A 25638-nucleotide genomic window follows, 5' to 3' on the forward strand; every position below is an offset into this window, starting at 1 on the left:
GCGGTCCGGGGTGAGAGTCGGCCGGGCGTGGGTCACCCCTGACCGGTGCTGTCGGTGCCGCGGCATATCCTGAGCGCAGGTGTTGCCGTCGGCGGGAGCCCGTCGGCACGGCCTGGTGGTCATCGGCCGACGACGACGAAAGGGTCCGGACGTGCCGTCGATGCTCGACGCGGTGGTGGTGGGGGCGGGGCCGAACGGCCTGACAGCCGCCGTGGAGCTGGCCCGCCGCGGCTTCTCCGTGGCCCTTTTCGAGGCGAAGGACACCGTGGGAGGGGGCGCCCGCACCGCGGAGCTGACCCTGCCAGGCTTCCACCACGACCCCTGCTCGGCCGCCCATCCGCTCGGCGTCAACTCGCCCGCGTTCAAGGCGATGCCGCTCCACCGCTACGGCCTGGAGTGGCTGCACGCCGACCTCCCGATGGCGCACCCCTTCCTCGACGGCTCGGCGGCCGTGCTGTCCCGCTCGGTGGGGGAGACGGCCGCCTCGTTCGGGCCGCGTGACGCGGGCGCGTACCGCCGACTGGTCGAGCCCTTCCTGCCCAAGTGGGACACGCTCGCCCGGGACTTCATGTCGCTGCCGCTGTCCGCGCTGCCCCGCGACCCGGTCGCTCTCGCCCGCTTCGGCCTCGTCGGCCTGCCGCCCTCGACCTGGCTGATGCGCCGCTTCAAGGACGAGAAGGCACAGGCGCTCTTCGCCGGACTCGTCGCCCATGTCATCGCCCCGCTCGGCGGCCTCGCCACCGGCGCCGTCGGCCTGGTCTTCGCCCTGGCCGCGCACGCCGCCGGCTGGCCGGTCGCCCGGGGAGGCTCGCAGGCCATCTCCGACGCGCTCGCCGCCTACCTGAAGGACCTCGGCGGCACCGTCCACACCGACTACGAGGTCAAACGCCTCGACGACCTGCCGCCGGCCCGCGCCTACGTCTTCGACACCTCACCCACCGCGCTGGCCCGGATCGCGGGCTTCGGCGGCCACTACGACGCGTACCGCTACGGCGCGAGCGTCTTCAAGCTCGACTACGCCCTGGACGGCCCCGTGCCGTGGACCGCCGAGGAGGCACGCCTCGCCGGTACCGTGCAGGTCGGGGCGAGCAGGGCCGAGATCGGCGCGGCGCTCGACGCGGCCTCCCGGCAGGGCCGTGCGCCCGACCGGCCCTTCCTGATCACCGTGCAGCCCAGCCTGGTGGACCCCGGCAGGGCCCCCGAGGGCAAGCACGTCTTCTGGGCCTACGGCCACGTCCCCAACGGCTGGACGGGCGACCTGACGGACGCCGTCGAGCGTCAACTGGAGCGTTTCGCCCCGGGTTTCCGCGACCGTGTGCTCGCCCGCGCCACCGCCGGCCCGCCCGAACTCGCCGCGCACAACGCGAACTACGTGGGCGGCGACATCGCCTGTGGCGCCGCCTCCGGCCTCCAACTGCTGCTGCGCCCGAGGCTCTCGCTCCGCCCGTACGGCACCCCGCACCCTGCCGTGTTCATCTGCTCCTCCGCGACCCCGCCGGGACCCGGGGTGCACGGCATGTCGGGCCACAACGCGGCCAAGGCGGTCTGGCGGAGACTGCGGCAGGAACCCTGAGTCCACCGGCGCGTTCGGTAAAGCCACGGCCAACATCACGAGCCGACAAAGGTCTTCACACTTTCTCCATGCGCATGTTCAAGTCGCATGGGTAAGTTGCCGCCATGAAAGATCGGAGAGCGTTACCGGGCTCCCGCTCGTGGCCTGCCGTGAGCCTCGCCGACCTCGCACAACTCGTCCGGGCCCCGGCCGCGTTGAGCGTCCCCGGTGACGTCCTCGCGGGCGCAGCCGCCGCGGGACACCCGTTAGGTGTGCGGACGGTCGGCGTGATGGGTTCGTCCGTCTGCCTCTACTGGGCCGGCATGGCCCTCAACGACTACGCCGACGCCACGGTCGACGCCGTCGAGCGCCCCGAGCGCCCCGTCCCGTCCGGCCGTGTCCCGCGCCGCACCGCCCTCGCCGTCGCCGGCACCCTGACCGCCGGGGGCCTCGCGCTCGCCGCCGCCTCGGGGGGCCGCCGGAGCCTGCTGGGAGCTCTTCCGCTGGCCGCCGCCGTCTGGGCCTACGACCTGAAGCTCAAGTCCACCCCGGCCGGCCCGGCCGCCATGGCCTCCGCGCGCGCCCTCGACGTCCTCGCGGGTGCGCTCACCACCGGACGCGGACCGGGCCGCACGACCCGGACCGGGACCGCCCTGCTGCGCGGCGCCGTCCCCGCCGCGCTGGTCGGCGCCCACACCTACACCCTGACCGCCCTCAGCCGCCACGAGATCTCGGGCGCCCCCGCCCGGCTGCCGGCCGCGACCCTCGCCGCCTCCACCACCACCGCCCTCGCCACGGCACTCCCGGCCGCCCGCACGGCGCTCGCCTGGCGTGCCGGGCGACTCAGGGGGCGCGCCGGCACCACCGCCGCCGCCCGGGCCGGCGTGGTGACCGCGGGCGCCCTCGCCTACCTCGGCAGCTACGGAGCGGCGCAGGCCCGTGCCGTACGGGAACCCTCGGGCGATAACGTCCGACGGGCCGTCGGGGCCGGCATCCTCGGACTGATGCCCCTGCAGGCCGCGTTGACCGCCCGCAGCGGAGCCACGGCAGCGGCGGCGGCCCTCGGCGTCGTCCACCCCCTCGCGCGACGGCTCGCCCGGCGCATATCCCCCACCTGAGCAGCGCGCACCTCCGCAGGAGAAGAGCCGGTATGACCCCGCCCCCCACCGCCCTCAGATTCGGCTACGGCACCAACGGCTTCACCAACCACCGGCTGAGCGACGTGCTCGCGGTCCTCGCCGACCTCGGCTACGACGGCGTCGCCCTCACCCTCGACCACGGCCACCTCGACCCGTACGCGGACGACCTGCCCAGGCGGGTGGCCGCCGTCGCCCGGGACCTGGCCCGGTACGGACTCGACGTCACCGTGGAGACCGGCGCGCCCTACCTCCTCGACCCCTGGGGCAAGCACCACCCGACCCTCATGGCGGACGGGGCCGAGCGCAGGGTCGACCTGCTGCGACGGGCCGTGCGCGTCGCGGCCGACCTCGGCTCGCCCACCGTCCACCTGTGCAGCGGCCCCGCGCCGGACGAGGGGCTCCCGGAGCGGGACGCGTGGAAACGGCTCGCGGCGGGCGTCGAGACCGTCCTGGAGACCGCGGAGGAGTACGGCGTCTCGCTGGCCTTCGAACCCGAGCCCTACATGTTCGTCGACACCGTGGAGCGATGCCTCGAACTCGCCGAACTGGTCGGTGGGCACGAGCTGTTCGGTATCACGCTCGACATCGGGCACGCGCACTGCGTGGAGGACCGGACCGTCCTGGAGTGCGTCCGCCTCGCGGCCCCGCGTCTGCTGAACGTGCAGATCGAGGACATGCGGCGGGGTGTCCACCAGCATCTCGAATTCGGCACCGGGGAGATCGACTTCCCGCCCGTGCTCGCCGCCCTCCAGGACCTCGACCACCGCGGACTGGTCTCCGTGGAGATCCAGGGCGGTTCCCTCGACGCCCCCGACGTGGCCCGTCGCTCGCTCGACTTCCTGCGCGCGGCGACGGCCTGACCCGGCCACCTCGCCGGAATCCGCCCGACCCCACCTCGCCACCCCTCACGTCCCTCACCTCCCGCGTCCTTCACCCCTGACGTCACTCACCCCTCAGGTCCCCCACCTTCCACGTCCTCCACTCCACCGGAGGTTGTTCCGTCATGGTGTCCACCGGTATGCCGTCCTCCGGGGCGGCCGAATCCACCGACCCCCGCACTCTCCTCGCCCGCCACCCTCTGGACCGGGCCGCCCGCGCCTGGCTCGACGAGGCCGTGGCCCGTGTCACCGAGCGCCCCGCCGCCGTACGCGCGCTGTTCCCCGCCGCCCGCAGACACTGCGGACGTGCGCGGCTGGACGCGCGCCGGACCGTCGACGAGGTCGCCCGCGCCGTCCTGCTCGCCGCGCTGCCACTGGGCGGGCAGTTGCTCGCCGACGAACTCGCGGGCCTGTACCGCCACGGCGACCCCGCCGAACAGCGGGCGATCCTGCGGGCCCTGCCGCTGCTCGACGCCCCGGACGGCGGTGACGCTCGTCGGGAACCCCTCGGCGACCTCGCGCTGCCGCTCGTCCGTGAGGCCCTGCGGGGCAACGACAGCGGCATCATCGAGGCCGCCCTCGGCCCGTACGGGGCCGCCCGGCTGCCGGATGACGAGTACCGGCAGGCGGTGTTGAAGTGTGTGTTCCACGAGATCCCCCTGGCCGGGATCGACGGGCTCCCCGCCCGCGCGGACGCCGAACTCGCCCGGATGCTGGCCGACTTCGCGCATGAGCGGGTCGCCGCGGGCCGTGACGTGCCGCCGGACGTCTGGCCCGTCGTCTGCCCCTTCCCCGCCGCCGACCGGCTCGGCGAGCGACTCACCGTCGAGACGCGTACCGCGGCCCCCGAGCGCCGGGAAGCCGCCGAGCGGGCCCTTGCGGCGCTCCGCCGGGACCACGGACTCGCCACCACCCCGCCCACGCACCCCGCCCTCCCTTGACCGAGCCGTACCTGCACAGCGTCATCGCCCCGGCCCCCAGCCGGAGCGCCTCACCGGACCACTCGAGGAAAAGGCCTGCCCGTGCGCATCTTCGACCCCCACATCCACATGACCTCCCGCACCACCGACGACTACGAGGCGATGCACGCGGCCGGGGTGCGCGCCGTCGTCGAGCCGGCGTTCTGGCTGGGCCAGCCCCGCACGTCGCCCGAGAGCTTCTACGACTACTTCGACGGACTGCTCGGCTGGGAGCCCTACCGGGCCGCCCAGTTCGGCATCCAGCACTTCTGCACGATCGCCCTCAACCCCAAGGAGGCCAACGACCCGCGCTGCCGACCCGTACTGGACGAACTGCCGCGCTACCTCGCCAAGGACCGGGTGGTCGCGGTCGGTGAGATCGGCTACGACTCCATGACGCCGGAGGAGGACGAGGCGCTCGCGACCCAGCTCCAGCTCGCGATCGAGCACGAACTGCCGGCTCTCGTGCACACCCCGCACCGCGACAAGGCCACCGGCACCCGCCGGACCCTGGACGTCGTACGGGAGTCGGGCATCGCCCCCGAACTCGTCGTCCTCGACCACCTCAACGAGCTGACCGTCGGCATGGTCCTCGACAGCGGCTGCTGGGCGGGGTTCTCGATCTACCCGCGGACCAAGATGAGCGAGGACCGCATGGTGACCATCCTCCAGGAGCACGGCACCGAGCGCGTGCTCGTCAACTCGGCGGCCGACTGGGGTCGTTCGGACCCGCTCAAGACCCGGAAGACCGCCGACGCCATGCTCGCCGCCGGGTTCGACGACGACACCGTGGACCGGGTGCTGTGGCGCAACCCGGTCGCCTTCTACGGCCAGAGCGGACGGCTGGACCTCGACGATCCCAAGCCGGACGAGGAGTCGAGCTTCCAGGGCAACTCCGTCCGGCGCGGCGGGGAGTGAGGGAACCCCCATGCGCTTCCGGCACCCGGACGGCACCACCGTCCACCTCGGCTACTGCAGCAACGTCCACCAGGCCGAAGACCTCGACGGCGTTCTCACCCAGCTCGCCGACCACGCCGAACCGGTACGGGAGCGCCTGGGCGTGGACCGGCTGGGCATCGGACTCTGGCTCGCCCGTGACGTGGTCGCCCGGCTCACCTCCGCACCGGGCGAGTTACGGCGCCTGAAGAGCGAGCTCGACGCCCGGGGCCTGGAGACCGTCACCCTCAACGCCTTCCCCTACGCCGGGTTCCACCGCGAGGTGGTCAAGAAGGACGTCTACCTGCCCGACTGGGCGGACGAGGCCCGCCTGACGCACACCCTCGACTGCGCCCGCGTCCTCGCCGCGCTCCTGCCCGACGACGCGGAACGCGGCAGCGTCTCCACCCTGCCGCTGGCCTGGCGCACACCGTGGCCGCCGGAGCGCGCCGACACCGCCCGCCGCGCCCTGGACCGGCTCACCGCCGGCCTCGCCACGGTCGAGTCGGACACCGGCCGCCGTGTCCGCGTCGGTTTCGAACCGGAGCCCGGCTGCGTGGTGGAGACCACCGGCCAGGCCGTACGGGAACTGCGCGGCCTCGATCCCGAACGGCTCGGCGTCTGCCTCGACGCCTGCCACCTCGCCGTGCAGTTCGAGGACCCCGGCGCCGCCCTGCGCCGCCTGGCCGAGGCCGGGCTGCCGGTCGTCAAGCTCCAGGCGTCCTGCGCGGTCGAGGCCCCCGACCCGTCCGACCCCGCCGCCCGCACGGCCCTGCACCGCCTCGCGGAGCCCCGCTTCCTGCACCAGACCCGCACGGCGGCGCGGTGGGACCGGAAGGCCGAGGAGCTGATCCGGGCGGGAGAGGGGCCGCGTACGGCGGACCGGGCGGAGCCGGAGGTGCGGGGCGTCGACGATCTTCCGGACGCCCTGGACGGGGACCTGCCCACGGACTCCGGCCCCTGGCGCGTCCACTTCCACGCCCCGCTGCACGCCGACCCCGAACCGCCGCTGCGCACCACCGCCGACCAGCTGGGCCAGGTGCTGGCGGGACTCCTCGGCGGGGCCTCGGCCGACTGCGACCACATCGAGGTCGAGACCTACACCTGGTCCGTCCTGCCCGATCCGCCCACCGACCTGCCCGGCGGTATCGCTGCCGAACTCGCCTGGGCCCGCGACCGGTTGACCGGCCTCGGCCTCAAGGACGACCGGCGATGATCCGGACGACGCGGCCCCACCGGGAAGTCCCCGGCCGGCTCCCGGCCCACCATCGAGGAGAACCCGCGATGAACCTGCGGACCAGCACCGAGGAGAACCAACGATGAGTACCCGACCCAACCGGCTCGTCGTTCTCGACATCGTCGGTCTCACCCCCAAGCTGCTCGCGCACATGCCCGCCGTGGCCGCCCTCGGCGAGCGCGGCTTCCGGGCCCGGCTCGACCCCGTCCTGCCCGCCGTGACCTGCACGGTCCAGTCCACGTTCCTCACCGGCGAACCGCCCTCCGGGCACGGCGCGGTCGGCAACGGCTGGTACTTCCGCGACCTCGGTGAGGTGCTGCTGTGGCGCCAGCACAACGCACTGGTCGGCGGGGAGAAGATCTGGGAGACGGCCCGCAGGACCGACCCCGACTACAAGGTCGCCAACATCTGCTGGTGGTACGCGATGGGCGCGGACGTCGACCTCACGGTCACCCCGCGTCCGGTCTACTACTCCGACGGCCGCAAGGAACCCGACTGCTACACCTGGCCGCCGACCCTGCACGACGAACTCACCGACCGGCTCGGCCCGTTCCCCCTGTTCACCTACTGGGGCCCCAACGCCGGCATGCCCTCCACCCAGTGGATCCTGGGCGCCGCCCGCCAGGTCTTCGACGAGCACGACCCGGACCTCACCCTCGTCTATCTCCCCCAACTCGACTACGAGCCCCAGCGATCCGGACCGGACTCACCCGCCACGATCCGCGCCGCACGCGAACTCGACGACGCGCTGCGCCCGTTGCTCGACCACTTCCTGGGCGAGGGCGCCACGGTGGTCGCGCTCAGCGAGTACGGCATCACGCCCGTCTCCCGCCCCGTGGACATCAACCGCGCCCTGCGCCGGGCCGGACTGCTCCAGGTGCACACCCAGGACGGCATGGAGTACCTCGACCCCTGGACCTCACGCGCCTTCGCGGTCGCCGACCACCAGGTGGCCCACGTGTACGTACGGGACCCGGCCGACACCGCGGAGGTCGCCAAGCTGCTGGCCGAACTCGACGGCGTGGAGCAGGTGCTGGACGCCGAGGGCAAGGCCGCGCAGGGCCTGGACCACGAACGCTCCGGCGAACTCGTCGTGGTCGCCGACCCGGACGCCTGGTTCACGTACTACTACTGGCTCGACGACGAGCGTGCCCCCGACTTCGCCCGCCAGGTCGAGATCCACCGCAAGCCCGGCTACGACCCCGCCGAGCTGCTCTACGACGAGACCGTACCCGCCGTGAAGCTGCGCGCCATCGGCCAGGTCGCCCGCAAGAAGCTGGGCCTGCGCTACCGCATCAGCACGGTGCCGCTGAACCCCGCCGGCGTCAGCGGCAGCCACGGCCGGCTCCCCGCCCACCCCGACGACGGCCCCGTCCTGCTGTGCTCCACGAGCGAGCCGGCCCGGGAGGCGTACGCCGCCACCGAGATCAAGTCCCTGCTGCTGGGCCTCGCGGGCCTGTCGGAGAAGGAGCCCCGCGCATGACCACACACCCGTCTCTCCCCACCCTCCGCCCGCTGCTCGACCCCTCGCCCGAGTACGCCAAGTGGCGTACCGAGGAGCCGATCCGCCGGGTGACGATCTGGGGCGACAACAGTCCCTGGCTGGTCACCCGGCACGAGGACGCCCGCGCGGTCCTCGCCGACCCCCGCTTCAGCGCCGACGCGACCCGCGACGGCTTCCCCGGCTTCCGACCCCAGTCACCGCCCCGCGCGCCGGGCCAGTTCTTCATGATGGACCCGCCCGACCACACCCGTCTGCGCCGCGTCCTGATCCCCGACTTCACCTTCCGCCGCATCGAGCAGCTGAGGCCGGCGATCGCCCGGATCTGCGGCGAACTGCTCGACGCGATGACGGCGGACGGCGCCACCACCGCCGACCTGGTCGAGGCGTACGCCCTGCCGCTGCCCTCGCTCGCCATCTGCGAGCTGCTCGGCGTGCCGTACGAGGACCACGACTTCTTCCAGCGGCAGGCCAGAGCGTTCAGCAGTCTGTCGTCGGGGCCGGACGAGATGATGGCCGCCCGCAAGGCCCTCCACGCCTACCTGGGTGAGCTGCTCGACCGGCGCGGGCGGGAGCCCGCCGACGACCTCCTCTCCCGGCTCGCACGGGACCGGGTGGCGACCGGCGAGATCAGCGCGCCCGAGGCCGTCGGCATCGCCTCGCTGCTGCTGGTGGCGGGACACGAGACGACCGCGAACATGTTCCCGCTGGCGGTCGTGGCCATGCTGCGCCACCCCCCGCAACTGGCCGCCCTGCGCGCGGACCCCGCCCTGTGGCCCGGTGCCGTGGAGGAACTCCTGCGTCATCTGACCGTCGCGCACTCGGGACTGCGCCGGGTGGCCACCGAGGATGTGGAGGTGGCCGGTGTCCGCATCCGCGCGGGCGAGGGTGTGGTCGTGGCGCTCCAGGCCGCCAACCGCGACCCGTCCGTCTTCGCCGACCCCGACACCCTGGATGTGCGCCGTGGTGCCTCAGGCCATCTGGCCTTCGGCCACGGACTGCACCAGTGCGTCGGCCAGTCCCTTGCCCGCGCGGAACTCCAGGTCGGCCTGCCCGCGCTCTTCGACCGTCTGCCGGGCCTGCGCCTGACCGCACCGCCGGAGGACTTCGCGCTGACGATGGCCACGGTCCACGGGGTGCGGTCGCTGCCGGTCGGCTGGTAGGCCGTCACGCACGAGGCGGGCCGCCCGTCACGAAGGAGGCGTGCCGCGTGCCACGAAGGGCGCCGGAAATGGCGGGCCCGCGTGTCCCGTCGGCTGGTATAGAGGCGGGCATGACGACCATCACCCTCGTCCGGGGCGACATCACCCGGCAGTCCGTCGACGCCATCGTCAACGCCGCGAACTCCTCCCTCCTCGGTGGGGGAGGAGTGGACGGTGCCATCCACCGGCGCGGCGGTCCCGCGATCCTGGCCGACTGCCGGGTGCTCCGCGCCTCCCGGTACGGCAGGGGTCTCCCCACCGGCCAGGCCGTCGCCACCACGGCGGGCGACCTGGACGCGCGGTGGGTCATCCACACCGTCGGACCGGTCCACAGCCAGAGCCTCGACCGCTCCGCCCTGCTCGCCTCCTGCTACCGCGAGTCCCTCCGCGTCGCCGACGAGTTGGGAGCCCGGACCGTCGCCTTCCCGGCCGTCTCCGCCGGCATCTACGGCTGGCCCATGGCGGACGCCGCCCGTATCGCCGTGGAGACGGTCCGCGCCACCGAGACCTCGGTCGAGGAGGTCAGGTTCGTCCTCTTCGACGACGAGGCCTACCAGGCGTTCGCCGAACAGGCGGGCTGACACCGGCGCGGAGCGGGACGCGGCCCGGCGTGTCGCGCTCCCGCACTCTGACGGACGAACGGCGCGAGCGACTCGAACGGAGTCGTACGGAGCGGTTGTTCGAGGGAAACAAGCTGGTCAGGGTGGTCGACGTGGTCGGTCGGCGGGCCCGGCCGGGGTGCCGTGCTCGGTTGCGGCGCCTCGTGGCGCCTCCCACGGTGAGCGCAAGGACAGCTCCTTCGAAAGGAACGTGCATGCGCGCCCTCGTCTCCCGTGCTCTTCTCCTGTCACCTCTGGTCTGCGGGGCACTGGTCTTCGGGCCGGTCGGCACCGCCACCGCGGCCGTCGACGCGGGCCGAACCGCCTCCGACCGTGCCACTTCCCGGGCCGCCGCGGTCCCCGAACCCGATCTGGACGCCTTCTTCGACTCGTTGGAGAAGGAGATCGACGCCCTCCTGGCGCAGGAGGAGGCGGAGGCGGACGCCATCGTCGACAAGGAGATCGCCGGCATGGAGGCGCTCCTCGACCAGCTCGAGAGCGACCTGGACGCGCTGCTGGCGGACCTCGACGCCGACACGGACGCGGCCGCGGAGGCGGCGGGCACGGTCACGGAGACCGAGGTCGCCGGCACCGACGTGGACGAGCTGCTGGGCCAGTTGGACCTGCTGGACCGCATGGACCAGAACGATGTGCTCGCCCCGCTGCTGGACGAGATGACCACCATCGCCGAGCTGGACGCCGAGCAGCTGAACACCGCCGAGGCGGCCCGGCACGTCGCGGCCCTCAGGACCGCCCACGCCACCGTTCAGCAGCGGTTGCAGAAGATCGAGGCGGCGGCCCCGGCCGGCTCCGACCGCGCCGCCGCGGCGAAGGCCGACCCGGTCGCGGATCTGCTGGCGGCCCTCCAGGCCGCGGTCGACGCGTTGCTGAAGGCGCTGACCTCGCTCGACCTGGGCGCGGTCCTTGGTGCGGTGACCGGTCTGCTCGCCCCGGTCCTCGGTGTCGTCACCGGTCTGCTGCAGCCGGTGCTCGGCCTGGTCACCGGCCTGCTCGGCGGTCTGCTCGGCGGCCTGCCCGCCACGACGCTCCCGGCGGTTCCCACGACGTGACGGACGTTTCGGACACTCGCCTCGGGCACCCGCCCCGGCCACCGGCCGGGGCGGGTGCCGTGTTGTCTGCCCGGCGGTGCGTCCCGTCGGCCCGGTGCTGCGTGTTGTCGGCCCGGTGCTGCGCGGTGTCGGTCGCCGTCCGTGGACTCAGTCCCCGTCCGGCGCGTCGCTGAGCCCCAGCCGCAGGTGCTCGACGTGGTAGACGGCCTGGTCCAGCAGCTCGGCGACATGGTGGTCGTGCAGCGCGTACACCACCGAACGGCCCCGGCGCTCACCCACGACCAGGCCGAGGTTGCGCAGCAGACGCAGCTGGTGGGAGCAGGCGGACTGTTCCATCCCGACCTCGGCGGCCAACTCGGTGGCCGGGAGCGGCCCTTCGCGCAGCCTGGCCAGGATCAGCAGGCGGGACGGGGTGGAGAGGGCCTGGAGGGTGGTGGCCACCTTGGCGACGTTGGCCGCGTCCAGACGCACACGGGGGGTGGCGTCCTGCTCTGAGGTGACGGCTCCATGACCCATGGCGAGTATCTTACTCATCGCACATGAAGGCATGAATGAGTCTTCATGTGTTCCTGTATGGTGGCCCGCGTGTCTGCCACCCTCACCCCCACCCCGGTCCGCCGTCCGTCCGTGCCGACGGCCCCTCGCCGCCGCACCCGCGTCCTCGCCCTCCCCGAGGCCCGCTGGGCCCTGACGTCCACCCTCGCCCTCCTGCTCGCGTTCCCGCTGGACCTGGCCGGGGCCTCCGCCTGGCTGTACGGCCCGCTCTACGTGATCGCCTACGCGGCCGGCGGCTGGGAGCCCGCCCTCGAAGGGCTGCGGGCACTGCGCGAGAAGAGCCTCGACGTCGACCTGCTGATGATCGTGGCGGCACTGGGAGCGGCCGCGATCGGCCAGGTCCTCGACGGCGCCCTGCTGATCGTCATCTTCGCCACCTCCGGAGCCCTGGAGGCCCTCGCCGCCGCCCGCACCGCCGACTCCGTACGGGGACTGCTCGACCTCGCGCCCACCACGGCGACCCGCCTGTCGCCCGACGGCACCGCCGAGGAGACCGTGCCGACGGACCGGCTCGCCGTCGGTGACGTGGTGCTGGTCCGCCCCGGTGAGCGCATCGGTGCCGACGGGCTGGTCCTTACGGGGGAGAGCGAGGCCGACCAGGCCACCATCACCGGCGAACCGCTGCCGGTCCCCAAGGCTCCGGGCGACGAGGTCTTCGCGGGCACCCTCAACGGCACGGGAGCGCTGCGCGTCCGCGTCGCGCGTGACCCGGCCGACTCCGTGATCGCCCGCATCGTGAGCCTGGTCGAGGAGGCATCCCGCACCAAGGCGCCGACCCAGCTCTTCATCGAGAAGATCGAGCAGCGGTACGCCGTCGGTGTCGTCGTCGCCACCCTCGCCGTCTTCGGTGTCCCCCTGGCCTTCGGCGAGGACCTCACGGCCGCGCTGCTCCGCGCCATGACCTTCATGATCGTCGCCTCGCCCTGCGCGGTGGTCCTCGCCACCATGCCGCCGCTGCTCTCCGCCATCGCCAACGCCGGCCGCCACGGTGTGCTCGTGAAGTCCGCCGTCGCCATGGAGCGGCTGGGCGAGACCGACGCCGTCGCGCTCGACAAGACCGGCACGCTCACCGAGGGCAAGCCCGAGGTCGTCGCCGTACGACCGCTGCCGGGCTCCGGCCTCGACGAGGACGGACTGCTGGCGCTGGCCGCGGCCGCCGAGTACCCGAGCGAACACCCGCTGGCCCGCGCGGTGGTGGCCGCCGCCGGGGCGCGGGGACTGCGGGTGGCCGCCGCCGAGGACTTCGTGGCCACGCCCGGCCGAGGCGTCCGGGCGACCGTCGAGGGACACGTGGTGACCGTGGGGCGGGCGGGGGAGCGCGGCGGCGACGGCGACGAGGCCGCCGTGGACGCAGCGGTCGCCCCGGGGACGACCGTTCTCGTCGAGCGGGACGAGGTCGCCGTCGGGACGCTCACCCTGGCCGACCGGTTGCGCCACGACGCGCCCGCCGCGGTGAGGGCGCTGACTGCCCTGACGGGTGGGTCGCCGGTCCTGCTGACCGGGGACAACGCGCGTGCCGCCGCCCAGGTCGCGGCGGACACGGGGATCGGCGACGTGCGGGCCGAGCTGCTGCCGCAGGGCAAGGTGGAGGCCGTGCGGGAGTTGCAGGGCGGGGGCGCCCGGGTCCTGTTCGTCGGGGACGGGGTCAACGACGCGCCCGCGCTCGCCGCCGCGCACGCCGGGGTGGCCATGGGCCGGGCCGGTTCCGATCTCGCGCTGGAGACCGCGGACGCGGTGGTGGTGCGCGACGAGTTGCGCGCGATCCCGGCGGTGGTGCGGCTGTCGCGGGCGGCCCGTCGGCTGGTGGCGCAGAACCTGGTGATCGCGGGGGTCTGCATCGCGGTGCTGGTGGTGTGGGACCTGGTGGGTCATCTGCCGCTGCCCCTCGGGGTGGCGGGACACGAGGGGTCCACGGTCCTGGTGGGGTTGAACGGTCTGCGGTTGCTGCGGGAAGCCGCGTGGCGGAAGGCCGCGGGCGCCTGAGGAGGTCGACGGGCAAAGCTGCCGGAAGCGCCGGAAGACGGCCGGTGGAAGGCGGACGGCGGACGGGGGACGGCGGACGGGGGAAGGCGGACGGGGGAAGAGGAAGGGGGAAGAGGAAGGGGGAAGGGGGAGGGCGGAAGGTCGCAGGTCACCCCACGCTGATGTCGGATTTCCGCCAGCCCTGTGCCCTTCCCCTCCCCGATGCTTGAGTCATGCGGAACGGGATGTACACGGATATGGAACGGTGTGTGCGGGCCGTGCGGTCGAAGGACGCGCGGTTCGACGGATGGTTCTTCACGGCGGTGGTGACCACGCGGATCTACTGTCGGCCCAGCTGCCCGGTGGTGCCGCCCAAGGCAGAGAACATGACGTTCTACCCAAGTGCGGCGGCCTGCCAGCAGGCCGGGTTCCGGGCCTGCAAGCGGTGCCGGCCTGACGCGAGTCCGGGGTCACCGGAGTGGGACCAGCGGGCGGACCTCGTGGCGCGGGCGATGCGGCTGGTCGGCGACGGCGTCGTGGACCGGGAGGGCGTGCCCGGACTGGCGCGGCGGCTCGGCTACAGCGCCCGGCAGGTCGAGCGGCAACTGCTGGCCGAGCTGGGCGCGGGCCCGCTGGCACTCGCCCGGGCGCAGCGGGCGCAGACCGCGCGGCTGCTGATCGAGACGACCGCGCTGCCGATGGCGGAGATCGCATTCGCCGCCGGGTTCGGGTCGATCCGGACGTTCAACGACACCGTCCGGGAGGTCTTCGCGCTGGCGCCCGGCGCGCTGCGCGAGCGGGCGACGCGGTCGGCCCGGCAGCGCTCCGACTCCCCGGGCACATCGGGGGCGTTGAGCCTCCGACTGCCGTTCCGGGCCCCGCTCAACCCCGACAACCTCTTCGGGCACCTCGCCGCGACCGCCGTACCCGGGGTGGAGGAGTGGCGCGACGGCGCGTACCGGCGCACGCTCCGGCTGCCGTACGGTCACGGCGTCGTCGCCCTCACGCCGGAGCCCGACCACATCGCCTGCCGGCTCTCCCTGGGCGATCTGCGGGACCTGCCCGCCGCCATCAGCCGCTGTCGCCGCATGCTCGATCTGGACGCCGACCCGGTCGCCGTCGACGAGCAACTGCGCACCGATCCCGTGCTCGCGCCGCTGGTGGACAAGGCGCCGGGGCGCCGGGTGCCACGGACCGTCGACGAGGCCGAGTTCGCCGTACGGGCGGTGCTCGGCCAGCAGGTCTCCACGGCCGCCGCCCGAACCCACGCGGCCCGGCTCGTGGTGGCGCACGGTGAGCCGGTCGACGACCCGGAAGGGGGCCTCACCCATCTCTTCCCGTCCCCCGAGTCGCTGGCGGCCGTCGATCCCGAGTCCCTCGCGATGCCGCGCACCCGACGAACCACCTTCGCCACCCTGGTGGGACAACTCGCCGACGGGACACTGCACCTGGGCGTCGACAGCGACTGGGCCGAGACCCGCGCCCGGCTCCTCGCGCTGCCCGGTTTCGGTCCCTGGACCGTCGAGGTCATCGCCATGCGCGCCCTCGGCGACCCGGACGCCTTCCTCGCCGGGGACCTCGGCATCCGGCGCGCGGCACGGGAGTTGGGCCTGCCCGCCACCCCGGCCGCCCTCGCCGCCCGGGCCGAGGAGTGGCGGCCGTGGCGGGCGTACGCGGTCCAGTACCTCTGGGCGACGGACAGCCACCCCATCAACTTTCTTCCTGTATAGGACAGTTCATGCAGCAGCAGAAGCGGCACACCCTCGTCGACAGTCCCTACGGCCCCCTGACCCTCGTCGCCGACGACGGTGTGCTGTGCGGCCTCTACATGACCGACCAACGCCATCGCCCGCCGCAGGAGAGCTTCGGCGTACGCGACGACACGGCCTTCGCCGAACCCGAAGAACAGCTGGAAGCCTATTTCGCGGGCGAGTTGCAGGTGTTCACCCTCGAACTCCGCCTGCGGGGCACCCCGTTCCAACGCCAGGTCTGGGAACAGCTCGCCCGGATCCCCTACGGCGAGACCCGCTCGTACGGCGAACTCGCGGGCGCCCTGGGCAATCCCAAGGCGTCCCGCGCGGTCGGTCTGGCCAACGGCAAGAACCCGGTGGGCATCATCGTCCCCTGCCACCGTGTCGTCGGCTCCGACGGCAGCCTCACCGGCTACGGCGGCGGCACGGAGCGCAAACAGCGCCTCCTGGACTTCGAACGGGGCGCGGCGCTCTTCTGAGGGGCCCGGCCCCCGGGGGTCTCTCAGTCGCTCGCCGCGCGGATCTCCCGCAACACCTCCGGCAGCGCCTTCCCGATCGGCTCCCGTACGATCTCGTCCGCCCGCTCGTCGTACGGGGTCGGCTCGGCGTTGACGATGATCAGACGGGCCCCGTGGTCGGCGGCGACGCCCGCGAGCCCGGCGGCGGGCTGCACCTGGAGGCTGCTGCCGACGGCGATGAAGATCTGGCAGGCCTTGCTGATCGCGACGGCCTCACCGAGGACCACCGGGTCGAGGCGCTCGCCGAACATGACGGTGGCGGACTTCAGCACGCCCCCGCACTTCAGGCACGGCGGGTCGTCCTCACCCGCCTCGACCCGGGCGAGCGCGTCCTCCATCGGCATCCGGTCGTGGCAGCCGACGCACACCACGGACCGCGCGGAGCCGTGCAGTTCCAGGACCTTGCGGGCGGGCATCCCGGCCAGTTGGTGCAGCCCGTCCACGTTCTGTGTGATCACCCGCACCGGCACCCCGGACCGCTCCAGCTCCGCCACCGCCCGGTGCGCCACGTTCGGCTCGGCCTGGAGAGTCCGGTTCCGCCGCCGCATCTGCCACGAACGCCGACGGATCTCCGGATCACCCATGTAGTACTCGTACGTCACCAGCTTCTCGGCCTCCGGATCGCGCCGCCACAGCCCGTTGGGGCCCCGGTAGTCGGGGATGCCGGAGTCGGTGGAGATGCCTGCGCCACTGAGGAGGGCGACGAGGGGCTTGTTCATGGGGCGAGCGTAGGTCGGCCCCGCTGCCGGGGCGAGCGGATATCGGCGTGACGGGTCAGGGGGCGGGCAGGCCGTACGTGTGGTCGTAGTGCTGGGCGACCAGGACGCCGCTGTGGTCGCAGGCGAGCTGCCAGTCGTTGAAGCCGGTCTCCAGGCCGTCCGTGAAGTTCCACAGGAGCCGGCCCTTGGCGGCGCCGATCGCGTAGAAGCCGTTCTTGTTCTTGTAGGCGGGGACGTAGACCGCCTCGGGGCCCGCAGTGATCGGCTGGTCGATGTTGAGGCGCGGGGTGGGGCAGAACCAACGGCGGGCGCCGGTACCGGCGTTGAACGCGTACACGCCGGCCGGGTCCGTGCCGGTCACGTAGACGGTGTTGCCGTAGCCGCCGAGGGACGCGAACATGCCGCGCTCGGGCTTGACCCGCCAGCGGAGTCTGCCGCTGGCGAGGTCCAGGGCCTTGAGCTGCTGGCCGATGGCGAACACCGTGCGGTTGATCACGGCGAGCCCGGGCCGCAGGTCGTAGCCGACCGGGTGCCGCCACAGGACGCCGGAGCTGTCGGTGTCCCGGACCGTGACGTTGCGCAGTCCGTCGGCGTAGACGAAGTAGCCGGGGAGGATGAGGGGCGCCAGCTTGATGCCGACGTCCTCCGGGCTGATGGGGATGACATCGGCGCGGCGGGCCGCGAGGTCCACGCCGAACACCGTGTCCGTGGACGTCGCGACGCCCTGCTCGTCGGACTCGCGCCGGAGCCGGACGCCGATGACGGAGACGGTCCGGTCGTCGACGGCCCCGAGCAGGGTGGTGAACCGGAAGTCCGGCCCGAAGTCGATGGTGAAACGTTCCGTTCCGTCGACCGGGTCGACCCCGATCACGGTCGCCCCCTCGCCGAGCGCGACCGCGGCGCCGAAGGCCAGCACGGCCGGGGTGGGCGACTGGCTGATGCCCTCGTAGACCCACTTGGGCCGGGTGCCGTCCTTGAGGTTCAGGCAGAGCAGGTCGCCCGGGCGGGTCTTCACCAGGGCCGTGCCGTCCTTGAAGGTGGCGGGCGCCTGGAGCAGCGGCTCGCTCCGGTGGGTCCACAGCGGTTTGGGCGCCGGGCCCGCGGGCTCCGTGGACGGCGCCGTCGGCTTCTTGCGTCGGCCGAGCACCAGGCCGGCGCCGACCGCGGCCGCGGCGGAACCCGCCGACAGGGTGAGGACGGTGCGCCGCGACGGACCGGGACGCGACACGGCGCGGCGGTGCCCGGTGGGGCGGTACGGCTCCGGCTCCTCCGGAGCGGCACCGGGCTCCGCGCCGTCGACGGCCGCGGCTGGGGACGAAGGCCCGCGGCCGGTCCGGCCCGCGCCGTCGACAGCCCCACCGTCCCCGCCGGCCCCGCCGGCCGAGGGCACCTCGGCCGACCGGCCCCCGGAGCCGTCGTACCGGCCCCCGGAGCCGTCGTACGGGCCGCCGGACGCGCTCGTCGAGGCGGTGTCCGCGACGCCGGGCGCCTCCTCCCGCTCGAAGTCGTACGCGGCGCCACGCCCCGCCTCGTACACGGCCCGGTCGGGTCGCGGCGTGTAGGCGTGACGTTCCTGCTGGAAGTCGTACGCGTCCCGTTCCCGTTCGGTCTCGGTGGAGCGGAAGGCGACCGGGCCGTTCGGCCCGGACTCCAGGGTCTGCACCGCCGCCGCGCGGAGGGCGACCGAGGAGGCCACCGACGGGGGCAGCCAGCCGTCCGCCGCCAGTTGCTCCACACCGCCGGGCGCGCAGGCGGCGGCCAGCTTGTCCGGCGTGATCCGCAGCCGGGGGTCCTTGGTGAGACAGAGGCTGATGATCTTGTCGAGGGGTTCGGGCACACCGCTCAGATCAGGTGCGCTGTGCACCACCTGGTAGAGGAGCGTGGCCGCCGCGCTGCCGCTGAACGGGGCGTGCCCGGACGCTGCGAACGTGAGCACCGAGCCCAGCGAGAAGATGTCCCCCTCGGGGCCCAGCGGCTCGCCCGTGGCCTGCTCGGGGCACATGTACTCGAAGGAGCCGAAGAGCGCGCCGGAGCGGGTGAGGTCGTAGCCGTCGCTCGCCCGGACGATGCCGAAGTCGATCACGCGTGGACCGTCGGCGGCGAGCAGCACGTTGGAGGGCTTCAGGTCGCGGTGCACGAGCCCGGCCGCCTGCACCGAGATCAGGGCCTCGGCGATGCCGGCGCCCAGCACGAGGACGGACTCCACCGGCAGGGTCCCGTGCGCGGCGACCGCCTCGGCCAGGGTGGGCCCGGCGATGTAGTCGGTGGCCAGCCAGGGGATGGCGGCCTCGGGGTCGGCGTCCACCACGGGCGCGGTGTATCTGCCGCCGACCGCCCCCGCGGCCTCCACCTCGCGACGGAAGCGGACACGGAAGTTCTTGTCCCCCATCAGCTCGGGTCGGATGGCCTTGACCGCGACGGTCCGCCCCTGCGGGGAGCGCGCCAGATAGACCCGCCCCATCCCTCCTGCGCCGAGCCGTGCCACGAGACGGTACGGACCTAGCTCCTCGGGATCGTCTGAGCCCAGTGGTTCCATGACCTCAGCTGCCTGTTCGGTGAGGACGGGCGAGAAACGGCCCGCGGTTGGGGGGAGACCGACTGCCCCGGGCGGCTCCCGGTGACCGTTCCCCCAGGGGCTCCGGATCTCCCGGCGCCACGGCCCGCGCCCGGGCCGCCGGTCACGGGTGTCCCGAGTGCTGCCCCGGTCACCGAGCGGGGCGACGAGGCGCGATCGCTCGGAGGGGCTGACGTCAGCCTAGATGCTGGAGTGACGACCGGGCAGTGTTTTCAGCCAGCGCTTTAAACTTCCATTAATTGAAAGGCTCACCCACTTCACGTTCTGTACAAGGCAAGTTGACTCGATGTCAGCTGACTCCTGTCAACGGCGGACGCTGACAGAGCCACACCGCGGTGGCCGATCATCGACGGTTCAGGCCACCCGCTCGCCGTTCTCCAGTTCGACCGCTCCCGTGCCCTCCGTCAGCGCGTCGAGGGCGGCCAGCACCCGTCGGCCGAGCGGTCCCAGGAGGTACTCGGGCAGCTCGGCGCGCGGGACGAGCCGCCACGACAGCAACTCCTCCTCCTGCAACCGGATCCGCTTCAGATCGTCCTCGTCCAGCACCCCGCCGTCGTACACGTACGCCACCAGCGGAGGCCGCCCCGCCCCGCGCACCCAGTCCACGGCGAGCAGCCGCCCCGGCTCGACGTCCAGCCCGATCTCCTCCAAGGTCTCGCGCCGCGCCCCCTGCCTCGGGCTCTCGCCGTCGTCCGACTCGATCGTCCCGCCCGGGAGCGCCCATCCCGCACGGTAGTTGGGCTCGACGAGCAGCACGCGCCCCTCGGCGTCACGGAAGATCGCGGCGGCACCGGCGAGGACACGGGGCAGGCTCGCGATGTACGCGGCGAAGTCCTGAGTGGTCATTCGCTCAGGGTAGACGGCCCGCGACGGCGGGAAATCGGCGCTCGGGGAGCGGACGGACCGGCGCTCAGGGGCCGAAGGACTCGGCCAACCGCACCGTGCGCTCCGCGAGTTCACTGATGCGCACTCCGTCGAAGCCGAACACGGCGCTGCGTACGGTGTCCTCCAACGGGTCCTTCCAGCGCTCCGGGATCGCCGCCGCCCCGCACAGCACACCCGCCACCGAACCGGCGGTGGCCCCGTTGGAGTCGGTGTCCAGGCCGCCTCGGACGGTCAGCGCGAGGGTGCGGGTGAAGTCGCCCTCGCCGTAGAGCAGCCCGGCCGTGAGCACGGCGACGTTCGGTACCACGTGGATCCAGCCGAGCCCGGACGTCTCCTCGCCCACCGTCGTGAGCGTCTCCTCCCAGGCCAGTCCGGCCTCGTACAGCGACACGACCCGCCGCACCGTCCGCGCCAGCCGGCTGCTCGCCGGGATCACCGCCAGCGCCTCGTCCAGCGCGGCCCGTGCCCCCGGCGCCGTGAACGCCGCCGAGATCAGCGCCGCCGCCCACATCGACCCGTACACGCCGTTGCCGGTGTGCGACAGCACCGCGTCGCGCCGGGCCAGCGAGGCCGCGCGCCGGGGCAGGCCCGGCGAGGTCCAGCCGAAGACGTCGGCGCGGATCAGGGCGCCGATCCACTCCTGGTACGGGTTGTCGTAGGTGGCCGTCAGCGGCGGCTTCAGCCCGCCCGCGAGGTTCCGGTACGCCACCCGCTCCGCCGTGAACGTCTGGAGATACGGCAGCCGCAGCAGCCACAGGTCACCGAGCTGCTCGGTGCTGAAGCCGAAGCCGTGCGTCTCCAGCAGGTGCAGCCCGAGGATCGCGTAGTCCACGTCGTCGTCGCGGCAGCTGCCGTGGATCCGGCCGCGCACGCAGTCCCGCCACTCCGGCCGCAGTGCGAGCCCGTCGCTCTCGGTGGGCGGTTCCGGGAGGTAGTCGGTGAGCGGCAGGGCACCGGCCAGCCGCAGATAGCGCTCGATCCGCGCCCGGGTCCACACCTCCCCCTGCTCCACCGGCTTGCCGAGCATGTTCCCCGCGATCCGGCCCAGCCAGCCCCCGAGCACACGGTCGGCGAGCTCGGCACCGACCGGGGGCGCGAGGGGGGTGGTGGTCGTGGGCGTCATGTCCGAAGGTCTACCCGATTCCGCCCGATTCCGCGCACGCCGGCCCGGCGGGGCTCACACGGTGGCTGCCCGGCGGTGTCCGGCGGACGGTGTTCGGTGGGCGGGACGGGGCATGACGTACCGGGGCCGGGGCGGTTAGGGTCACAGCGGCGCGACTGCCTTGACGTGCGCAAGGCCCGAGGAGCGAGGGGAACGCAAGGTGGCGAACGCCGCAAGAAACGGGTTCCATGCGTCCGGCGACACGGACACGGCCGACGACACGGGCACGGCCGCCCCGCGGGTGCTGATCGCCGCGGACAAGTTCAAGGGCACGCTGACGGCCGTCCAGGTCGCCGAGCGGGTCACGGCGGGCCTGCGCCGGCTCCTGCCCGACCTGGAGGTCGAGGCGCTGCCGGTCGCCGACGGAGGCGACGGCACGGTGGCCGCGGCGGTCGCGGCCGGTTTCGAACGCCGTGAGGTACGGGTCGCGGGGCCGCTCGGTGAGCCCGTCACCGCCGCCTACGCGCTGCGCGGCGACACGGCCGTCGTGGAGATGGCCGAGGCGAGCGGCCTGCAACGGCTCCCCGCCGGGGTCTTCGCACCGCTCACGGCCACCACGTACGGCTCCGGGGAGCTGTTGCGCGCCGCGCTCGACGCGGGCGCCCGCACGATCGTGTTCGGCGTCGGCGGCAGCGCCACGACGGACGGCGGCGCCGGCATGCTGGCCGCGCTCGGCGCGCGCTTCGTGGACGAGGCGGGGGAGCCCGTCGGGCCCGGCGGCGGAGGCCTGCACGACCTGGCGACGGCGGATCTGTCGGGCCTCGACGAGCGGCTCACGTCGGTCGACCTCGTACTGGCGAGCGACGTCGACAACCCGCTGACGGGCCCGAAGGGCGCCCCGGCCGTGTACGGCCCGCAGAAGGGCGCGAGCCCCGAGGACGTGGCGACGCTGGACGCGGCCCTGACGCATTTCGCGGCCGCCTTGGAGAAGACGGTCGGGCCGCGCGCCGCCGAGCAGGCCCTCGCCCCGGGCGCGGGCGCGGCGGGCGGTATCGGCTACGGCGCCCTGATCCTCGGAGCCCGTTTCCGCCCCGGCATCGAGGTCATGCTCGACGTCCTGGGTTTCGCTCCGGCACTGTCGAAGGCCACGCTCGTCATCACGGGCGAAGGCTCCCTCGACGAGCAGACCCTGCACGGCAAGGCCCCGGCGGGGGTCGCGGCGGCCGCCCGCGCCGCGGGCAAGGAGGTCGTGGCGGTCTGCGGCCGCCTGGCCCTGCCACCGGAGGCCCTGGGCCGGGCCGGAATCCGCCGGGCGTACCCCCTGACGGAGGCCGAGCCGGACGTGGAGCGGTGCCTCGCCGATCCCGGCCCGATCCTGGAAGAGGTGGCTGAGCGAATCGGCCGGGACTTTCTCACCTGACGGCTACGGCAGGGGGATCAGGTTGCCGTCCAGCTCCCTGAAGTATCTGCCGCTGCTGAAGCCCTCCACCTTGCCTTTCTTGAACCAGCGCTTCGAGAAGTGGTGGATGGCCTGGGCGGTGGTCTCCCAGACCAGGGAGTGGCTGGATCCCTCGAAGCAGAACATCAGCTTCTTCGTGCCCTCGATGGCCGTGTAGAGGTCGGGGACGGAGAAGTACAGGTCGTCGGGCATCGGGTTCGGGCTGTTGGCCGTCCGGTCCAGCTCCCCGTAGAGGATGAGCACGGGAACCCGGTCGCCGAGCACGTGCCTGCCGTCGTGCTTGTGCGGCACGGTCTTGCTGTTCCAGCCCCACCAGTAGGTGTTCCGGTACCGCAGGACACCCTCGTGCTCGCCGTCCGTGAGGGGTCCCCACTTGCTGGCGACCGGGTCGTCCTCCATGCAGGCGGCCCAGGCGAGCTCGTCGATGCCGGGCTCCCACAGGGAGGGGGTGCCGGTCAGTGCCTTCTTGAATCCGGTCTTGCTGGTGACGTGCATCGGGAAGCCGAACTGGAGGGCCGGCTGACCGACGGGCAGTGACGTGACACCCGGCGGTCGCCCGAAGATGTCATCGGTGTTGCCCGACCACCGCCCCCGTGGCGGGAACATCGGAGCGAGCAGGAACAGACTCTCGACCTCGTCGGGGTGCAGAAGGGTGTATGGGCCCATGACGAACGAGGCCGCGGACCAGCCCACGAAGCGGATCTTCTTGCCGGGGCCGACCTGGGACCGGATGAACCGCACCACCGTCGCCAGCTCCGCAGCGTCACTCTCCGCGTTGCCCAGCTCGGACTTGTACGTCGGCTCACCGGGCGCCGGGATCGTGTGGTCGACGAGGACCGGCTGCTGCTGCGCCGGGTTGGTGTTGTACGGATCGTCCATCTGCCCCGGACGGGGTGACCTGCCGGAGCCCTGGAGGTCCATGAGGAAGACGTCGTAGTGGGCCGCCGCCAGTGCCTGTGCCCAGCTGTACCGGTCGGCGTCGCCGCCGGGCACCGGCGCCAGGTCGAAGCCGGCCAACTCCGGCACGCTTCGGCCGTGCAGCATCAGCACCGGTTCGCGGTCCTGCGCGTGTCCGTTGCCGGGGGTGCCGTCGTACTCCCGGACGGGCAGCTCGATCTCCATGCCGTAGGTCGCCGGCATCGTCGACCTGTGCTTGACCTTGTGCTCGTCGTATCTGGTCATGACCATCTCCTGACAGTCCGGTGGGGACAACTGAGGTGAAATACTCCCCTTTCCACCGTCCTCCCTCTGCTCACCCCGAGCAACTCGACCCCCACGCCAGGTAGTTGACCCCTCAAGGTCACACCCCCGACGCCCCTTGAACCAGAAACGGGTGTGGCCCGAGCCATGAAGGCTCGGGCCACACCCGTCAGTGCTGGAGCGGAGCGTCAGGGCAGTTGCGCCGCCCGCGCCTCGCGCCGGTTGTCGCGGAAGTTGTTCACCCGGCGGGCCGTGGCGAACAGCGGGATCACCGCGCCCATGACGAGCTGCAGCGCGCAGCCGGTCTGGAGCAGCAGCTGACCACCGGGGGCGTCGAAGGCCCAGGCCGCCAGGAGGCCCATCGCGAGGACGATCCAGGTGAGCACCGCGCCCGCGAGGGGACCCCGCGGCTTCGGGTACTCGACGCGGCTCACCATCAGCCACGCGACACCGACGATGGCCAGGAGCGTCGCCACGAAGGGCAGCTCCAGCAGCACGATCGAGATGACCGTCAGCGCGCCGAACGGCGACGGCATGCCCTGGAAGGTGCCGTCCTTCACCGTCACGCAGGAGAATCTCGCGAGCCTCAGCACCACGGCCAGCAGCACGACGATCGCCCCCACCGCCGCCACCCGCTGGTGGGCGTCGTCCGCGACCATGCCGTAGACGAGGACGAAGTACGCCGGCGCGAGGCCGAAGCTGATCAGGTCGGAGAGGTTGTCCAGCTCCGCGCCCATCGGCGAGGAGCGGAGCTTGCGCGCCACCAGCCCGTCGAAGAGGTCGAAGATCGCCGCGCACAGCATCAGGATCACGGCGGTGGCCGCGCTGTGGCGGGCCATGCCCGTCTCCTGGCTGCCGGTGAGGTGCGGGATCAGGATGCCGGTGGTGGTGAAGTACACCGCCATGAAGCCGCACGTGGCGTTGCCGAGGGTGAGCGTGTCCGCTATCGACAGGCGGAGCGACAGCGGCATCTCCTCCGCGTCGTCCTCCACGTCGTCCACCTCGGGCACCCAGCCCGTCCCGGTCTGGCCGGGTTGGGTCTCCGGATCAGTCACGGTCAATGCGAGTCACCCCAGCCACGGTCTTCTGGCCCACCTCGACGTCGATCTCCACACCCTCGGGCAGGTAGATGTCGACGCGGGAGCCGAAGCGGATCAGCCCGATCCGGTCACCCTGCTCGACCTTGGTGCCTTCGGGGATGTACGGAACGATACGGCGAGCCACGGCGCCGGCGATCTGGATCATCTCGATGTCACCGAGTTCGGTGTCGAAGTGCCAGACGACGCGCTCGTTGTTCTCGCTCTCCTTGTTGAACGCCGGTACGAACCCACCCGGGATGTGCTCCACGGACGTCACCGTGCCGGAGAGCGGCGCGCGGTTGACGTGGACGTTGAGCGGGCTCATGAAGATCGCGACGCGGGTGCGGCCGTCCTTCCACGGCATGATGCTCTGCACCACTCCGTCGGCGGGCGAGATGACCCGGCCCTGGGCGATCTCACGCTCGGGGTCGCGGAAGAACCACAGCATGCCCGCCGCCAGCGCGGTGGCGGGTACGGCCACGGCGCGCGCGGCGCCGGAGCGGCGCGAGCGGGCGAGGCTGAGTGCTGCGGTGGCGACGGTCGGGAGAAGCCACGGCGATGCTCCGCGCGCAAGACGTACGCCTGCCAGGCTGTCGCGTGGTGCAGAGGTTTGGCTGTGGGGCATGGATGACCTTCGTAGCGGATGATGCCGCGCGGTGACTGGGGACGGCGGCTTTCACGGGATCGTACCGGTCGCGGGCCGCAACTGGGCAAGCCAGGAAGCCGAGTCGACGGCCGAAGAGTGCTGACGGGGTGTGAT

The 25638-nt window shown here is 72.9% G+C and carries 22 protein-coding genes; 14 read left to right on the forward strand and 8 right to left on the reverse strand.

The genetic code is table 11. From position 1 onward, the window contains the following. Window positions 1-160 precede the first annotated feature (160 nt). From GWK25_RS14245 to GWK25_RS14290, 10 genes are all read left to right on the forward strand, one after another. A complete protein-coding gene (locus GWK25_RS14245) occupies window positions 161-1573 on the forward strand; it encodes an NAD(P)/FAD-dependent oxidoreductase (protein ID WP_215457372.1) in 1413 nt (470 codons plus the stop codon). Window positions 1574-1677: 104 nt separating this feature from the next. Beyond that, complete coding sequence (locus GWK25_RS14250) at window positions 1678-2670, forward strand: SCO3242 family prenyltransferase (RefSeq protein ID WP_251828862.1); 993 nt, start codon at window positions 1678-1680, stop codon at window positions 2668-2670. 32 nt (window positions 2671-2702) lie between these two features. Then, a complete protein-coding gene (locus GWK25_RS14255) occupies window positions 2703-3551 on the forward strand; it encodes a sugar phosphate isomerase/epimerase (protein ID WP_215450525.1) in 849 nt (282 codons plus the stop codon). Between the two features lie 143 nt (window positions 3552-3694). After that, complete coding sequence (locus GWK25_RS14260) at window positions 3695-4510, forward strand: EboA domain-containing protein (protein WP_215450527.1); 816 nt, start codon at window positions 3695-3697, stop codon at window positions 4508-4510. An 81-nt stretch (window positions 4511-4591) separates the two neighbouring features. Next, on the forward strand, window positions 4592-5446 hold the full coding sequence (locus GWK25_RS14265; RefSeq protein ID WP_215450528.1) for a TatD family hydrolase: 855 nt from the start codon (window positions 4592-4594) through the stop codon (window positions 5444-5446). A gap of 10 nt (window positions 5447-5456) precedes the next feature. Beyond that, window positions 5457-6680, forward strand: a complete 1224-nt coding sequence (eboE, locus tag GWK25_RS14270) for a metabolite traffic protein EboE (RefSeq protein ID WP_215450530.1) — start codon at window positions 5457-5459, stop codon at window positions 6678-6680. 103 nt (window positions 6681-6783) lie between these two features. Then, the gene (locus GWK25_RS14275) at window positions 6784-8184 is read left to right on the forward strand and encodes an alkaline phosphatase family protein (RefSeq protein WP_215450532.1); all 1401 of its coding nucleotides are present in this window, start codon (window positions 6784-6786) and stop codon (window positions 8182-8184) included. Next, window positions 8181-9365 carry a cytochrome P450 gene (locus GWK25_RS14280; RefSeq protein WP_215450534.1) on the forward strand — a complete coding sequence of 395 codons (1185 nt, stop codon included), beginning with the start codon at window positions 8181-8183 and terminating at the stop codon, window positions 9363-9365. Before GWK25_RS14275 ends, GWK25_RS14280 begins: the two co-directional genes overlap by 4 nt. A gap of 110 nt (window positions 9366-9475) precedes the next feature. Next, the gene (locus GWK25_RS14285) at window positions 9476-9985 is read left to right on the forward strand and encodes an O-acetyl-ADP-ribose deacetylase (protein ID WP_215450536.1); all 510 of its coding nucleotides are present in this window, start codon (window positions 9476-9478) and stop codon (window positions 9983-9985) included. A 233-nt stretch (window positions 9986-10218) separates the two neighbouring features. After that, on the forward strand, window positions 10219-11073 hold the full coding sequence (locus GWK25_RS14290) for a hypothetical protein (protein ID WP_215450538.1): 855 nt from the start codon (window positions 10219-10221) through the stop codon (window positions 11071-11073). Window positions 11074-11220: 147 nt separating this feature from the next. Here the strand turns inward: GWK25_RS14290 and GWK25_RS14295 are convergent, their stop codons facing one another. Further along, window positions 11221-11589 (reverse strand): metalloregulator ArsR/SmtB family transcription factor, encoded by a 369-nt coding sequence (locus GWK25_RS14295; RefSeq protein ID WP_215450540.1) that lies wholly within the window; start codon window positions 11587-11589, stop codon window positions 11221-11223. A gap of 57 nt (window positions 11590-11646) precedes the next feature. On the opposite strand from GWK25_RS14295, the gene GWK25_RS14300 reads away from it, so the two are divergent. From GWK25_RS14300 to GWK25_RS14310, 3 genes are all read left to right on the forward strand, one after another. Further along, on the forward strand, window positions 11647-13611 hold the full coding sequence (locus tag GWK25_RS14300; RefSeq protein ID WP_215457373.1) for a heavy metal translocating P-type ATPase: 1965 nt from the start codon (window positions 11647-11649) through the stop codon (window positions 13609-13611). A gap of 212 nt (window positions 13612-13823) precedes the next feature. Beyond that, entirely contained in the window at window positions 13824-15320 is a 1497-nt protein-coding gene (locus GWK25_RS14305; protein WP_286014525.1) for an AlkA N-terminal domain-containing protein, read from the forward strand. A gap of 8 nt (window positions 15321-15328) precedes the next feature. Beyond that, window positions 15329-15820: a methylated-DNA--[protein]-cysteine S-methyltransferase gene (locus GWK25_RS14310; RefSeq protein ID WP_215450544.1), complete on the forward strand. Its 492-nt coding sequence runs from the start codon at window positions 15329-15331 to the stop codon at window positions 15818-15820. 23 nt (window positions 15821-15843) lie between these two features. Here the strand turns inward: GWK25_RS14310 and GWK25_RS14315 are convergent, their stop codons facing one another. From GWK25_RS14315 to GWK25_RS14330, 4 genes are all read right to left on the reverse strand, one after another. Then, a complete protein-coding gene (locus tag GWK25_RS14315; RefSeq protein WP_215450545.1) occupies window positions 15844-16578 on the reverse strand; it encodes a Sir2 family NAD-dependent protein deacetylase in 735 nt (244 codons plus the stop codon). Between the two features lie 55 nt (window positions 16579-16633). Beyond that, entirely contained in the window at window positions 16634-19039 is a 2406-nt protein-coding gene (locus GWK25_RS14320) for a PQQ-binding-like beta-propeller repeat protein (RefSeq protein ID WP_251828863.1), read from the reverse strand. 468 nt (window positions 19040-19507) lie between these two features. Beyond that, a complete protein-coding gene (locus GWK25_RS14325) occupies window positions 19508-19999 on the reverse strand; it encodes an NUDIX hydrolase (protein ID WP_215450548.1) in 492 nt (163 codons plus the stop codon). Between the two features lie 64 nt (window positions 20000-20063). Beyond that, on the reverse strand, window positions 20064-21161 hold the full coding sequence (locus tag GWK25_RS14330; protein WP_215450550.1) for an ADP-ribosylglycohydrolase family protein: 1098 nt from the start codon (window positions 21159-21161) through the stop codon (window positions 20064-20066). 280 nt (window positions 21162-21441) lie between these two features. Between GWK25_RS14330 and GWK25_RS14335 the strand changes: the two genes are divergently transcribed. Next, window positions 21442-22560, forward strand: a complete 1119-nt coding sequence (locus GWK25_RS14335) for a glycerate kinase (RefSeq protein ID WP_215457375.1) — start codon at window positions 21442-21444, stop codon at window positions 22558-22560. 3 nt (window positions 22561-22563) lie between these two features. Here GWK25_RS14335 and GWK25_RS14340 read toward each other — a convergent pair whose 3' ends face one another. The 3 genes from GWK25_RS14340 to GWK25_RS14350 form a co-directional block, all read right to left on the reverse strand. Continuing rightward, window positions 22564-23781 carry an alpha/beta fold hydrolase gene (locus GWK25_RS14340; RefSeq protein ID WP_215450552.1) on the reverse strand — a complete coding sequence of 406 codons (1218 nt, stop codon included), beginning with the start codon at window positions 23779-23781 and terminating at the stop codon, window positions 22564-22566. Window positions 23782-23987: 206 nt separating this feature from the next. Then, window positions 23988-24860, reverse strand: a complete 873-nt coding sequence (pssA, locus tag GWK25_RS14345) for a CDP-diacylglycerol--serine O-phosphatidyltransferase (RefSeq protein WP_215450554.1) — start codon at window positions 24858-24860, stop codon at window positions 23988-23990. Then, window positions 24847-25503: a phosphatidylserine decarboxylase gene (locus tag GWK25_RS14350; RefSeq protein WP_078531507.1), complete on the reverse strand. Its 657-nt coding sequence runs from the start codon at window positions 25501-25503 to the stop codon at window positions 24847-24849. The genes pssA and GWK25_RS14350 overlap by 14 nt, the downstream gene beginning before the upstream one ends. Window positions 25504-25638: the final 135 nt, after the last annotated feature.

The sequence above is a fragment of the Streptomyces sp. ATCC 21386 genome (assembly GCF_018728545.1).
Taxonomy (GTDB): domain Bacteria; phylum Actinomycetota; class Actinomycetes; order Streptomycetales; family Streptomycetaceae; genus Streptomyces.